3 protein-coding genes are annotated in these 2,997 nt (G+C 45.2%); 1 reads left to right on the top strand and 2 read right to left on the bottom strand.

What is annotated here, in order from left to right; all coding sequences use genetic code 11:
- Positions 1 to 288 precede the first annotated feature (288 nt).
- A complete protein-coding gene (locus KNP68_RS14980) occupies positions 289 to 1,464 on the bottom strand; it encodes a PstS family phosphate ABC transporter substrate-binding protein (RefSeq protein ID WP_029596000.1) in 1,176 nt (391 codons plus the stop codon).
- A 32-nt stretch (positions 1,465 to 1,496) separates the two neighbouring features.
- Positions 1,497 to 2,363 carry a nucleotidyltransferase-like protein gene (locus KNP68_RS14985; RefSeq protein WP_029596001.1) on the bottom strand — a complete coding sequence of 289 codons (867 nt, stop codon included), beginning with the start codon at positions 2,361 to 2,363 and terminating at the stop codon, positions 1,497 to 1,499.
- A gap of 167 nt (positions 2,364 to 2,530) precedes the next feature.
- Between KNP68_RS14985 and KNP68_RS14990 the strand changes: the two genes are divergently transcribed.
- On the top strand, positions 2,531 to 2,890 hold the full coding sequence (locus KNP68_RS14990; RefSeq protein WP_021067733.1) for a YgzB family protein: 360 nt from the start codon (positions 2,531 to 2,533) through the stop codon (positions 2,888 to 2,890).
- Positions 2,891 to 2,997: the final 107 nt, after the last annotated feature.

Genomic DNA, 2,997 nt, shown 5'->3' on the forward strand with positions numbered 1-2,997 from the left:
AATTTGATATAGCTCTTTAAAAATGACGAAGCTTGCGCTTCATTCAAACATTGTAAAACTTTTTTTGCCTCATCGTTCAGTTTTCAAAGTTCGTCTGTCGCTCTTGGCGACTTCATTAATTTATCACGTCGTCTATCTCCGCGTCAACAACTTTTTTCACAAATTGTTTTACTGAAATAATCTTTCGCCGTGACAACGTTTATAACTATAATCTCTATTTACCACTTCGTCAATAGAAATATTACAAAAAAATAAAAAAGGTTGAGCCCCGTCATGAGGCCCAACGCTTCAATCTTTCGCTAGCGGCACATAGCCCGTCCGCTCCACCAATGCCTGCCCTTCTTCAGATGTCATCCAATCTAAAAACGGCTTATGCGTTTCATAGTTCTCTTCTGTCGTGATGGCATAAAATTCAGAAGTGATCGGATACGTCCCGTCAGCGATGGTTTCTACCGTTGGAGCGATTCCATTCACTTGAAGTAATTTAATGTCGTGATCTTCGACCATCTCGGTCGCATAGAAGCGGAAAGAGAACCCAATCGCATTTTTATGATTTGTGTATGCGGCCGTCTGTTCGATAATACCGCCCATACCTTCCGGGACATCTTCAACGGGTGCAGCCATTAATTTACGATCACCCATCACCCGCTGCAAGGCCGTCTGGCTCCCGCTTCCTTCTGGACGTTGGAAGGCTCGAATCGGATCATTCTCGCCTCCGACCTCACTCCAATTATCGATGTCTCCGGCATACACTTGTTGAATCTCGTCTAATTTAAGCGAGTCAACTAGATTGTCTTCATGTACAAAGAAGACAAACGCTTCGCGCCCGATTGGTGTCATGTTGAACTCCACACCTGCCTTCTTAGCCGCGGCCACTTGAAGATCTGATGGTCCGGCGACAAAGATGATGTCCGTTTTCCCTTGAATCAACCGATCATACGCTTCTCCCGTCGTCGTCGAGACGACAGGACTCTCCTCCGTACTATACGGATTATATTCGTTAGAAGGATAAACCGCTTCGACAAAAGACGCATACAGTGGATAGAGTGCCGTAGCACCATCGAGGCGTGGGAGATTTGAATCGATTTTAAACGAAGATGGCGCATCGAGCTTAGCTAAATCGGACTCTTCTTCAAACGGTTGATAGTCAAACAACTCAACACCGCGTTCTTCAATCCGCAAACCTTCTGTATACACGTAGTACCCTTTCACTGAACCGAAGAACACGACTCCAATCACGGTTCCAATCAATCCGACTCGTTTGAGTTGCCCCTTCGTTAACGACGAGAAGTCATATAGCGCCATAATGAGAATTAATAAAGCGGCAACGTACCAAATTGTCCAAAGGATCGGGCGTCCTCCTGCAATCGGATTGCCCATCGTAAAGAGTGCTGTAAAGACCGATATGACTGCGGTCACAAGCACAATCAACACACTACCGAATATAAACTTAACGATTTTCATCTGATTCAACTACTCCATTCGCTTCTATATAGTTAGGCGATCTCATAGGCGATGGCTTCGACCCCAACACCTTTTGTCGGTCGCGCGACCGAACGGACATATCCTTTGCGGACAAGGAACCCGACGATGCTACCTAGGTCGACTTTCAATGCTTGCAAGTTTGGGTGTTCCATTAATTCCGAGAACGCCCACGGTTCGTCGCGTTGTTGCATCGTTTGCAGTAGCAGAAGCGTGCCCGGCAACACTTTTGATTGAATCAAATGTTCCATTCCGATAATCACCAAGTGAATCCGTTGTTCAAGCGACTCTTGTCCGCTCACGAGTTCCTCGTGGAGTTTATATATTTCTAAATCGAGTGTGCGTACTTGTTTCCATAATACGATTTCAGGATGAATCCCGGCCTCTAAGACCGATAATCTGGCCAAATGAGTCAAGGCATGATGAATTTGGGTGAAGGCGTCTTGGTGTTCCTCTTGCAAAAATAAGCTTCGGCCGTCTTCAAAGCGTCGCAGCAATTTCGCAAAAGCAAGCGATAGTTGCAGACGTTGCTCATCGTTTGAGAAATTACGAAGACGTTGTCGCAAGTCTAATAAAAACGTATTTCGTTCAAACAACACCATTCCATCTTCAATCCAGTGGATGGCCCGGCGATTCTCGTTCATCAAAATCCAGCGGTCCATCATCGAATCACTCACCAAATGGAGAATGATTTTTTCTTGTCCGACCTGATAGTGTTTCACTGTCCAGAACGGTTCTTCTTTGGCTTCAATCACAATCAACAACCGGTCCGATTGGTCTGTCAACGGATCGCGTGGTCGTTTCTTCTTCACTTCGATGATGCCAAGCGTCGTCTTCAAGGCTGCATATTCCGAATAGATTGTGCGTGTGGCATACTCCATAGTCACCTTGATACCTTCTTTCTATATGATGAACTTCAAACGTCCACCCAATAATCTGATACGAAAATGATTCGCCTTCTTTTAAAATTCTCCTGCCAACGATTGTATGAACTTCTCACGGTCGAGCAGATGAGCTATAGTAAAGACAGACATGGAGGGATTACGAAATGAAAAAACGGGGGAATAAAATCAACCGCGCTCGAAACCTTGCGTTGTTGCTCGTCTTTGCGGGAATCGGGGTCATGTATCTCGGCCTGTTGGCGAAAAGCATCACATGGCTGATGATTATTTTCATGTTGCTCGGCTTCGTGATGGTGTTATCGAGTTCAGCACTCTACTTTATTATTGGGATGGCATCCACGAAAGCCATCGTCGTCACTTGTCCGAATTGTGAGAAACAGACAAAGATGCTCGGTCGGGTCGACTTATGTATGCATTGCGACGAACCGCTCACGATCGACCAATCGCTCGAAGGTAAAGAGTTCGACGAAAAATATAACAAACGCCAATCACATTCACACGAATAAAAAAACATCCTCAGGCAGTGGGCTAACCTAAATTTTTGAGACAATATAAAAACACCTTCGCAGTGGTACACTTTAAAAAAGTGCTAGCATCGGAGGTGTTTTTGCGT

The sequence above is a fragment of the Exiguobacterium sp. s50 genome, from assembly GCF_018618175.1.
Classification (GTDB): domain Bacteria; phylum Bacillota; class Bacilli; order Exiguobacteriales; family Exiguobacteriaceae; genus Exiguobacterium; species Exiguobacterium chiriqhucha.

What these genes read in the sequence shown, in the direction of transcription:
- KNP68_RS14980 (WP_029596000.1), bottom strand. Translation starts at nt 1,464, where the DNA reads ATGAAAATCGTTAAGTTTATATTCGGTAGTGTGTTGATTGTGCTTGTG.
- KNP68_RS14985 (WP_029596001.1), bottom strand. Translation starts at nt 2,363, where the DNA reads ATGGAGTATGCCACACGCACAATCTATTCGGAATATGCAGCCTTGAAG.
- KNP68_RS14990 (WP_021067733.1), top strand. Translation starts at nt 2,531, where the DNA reads ATGAAAAAACGGGGGAATAAAATCAACCGCGCTCGAAACCTTGCGTTG.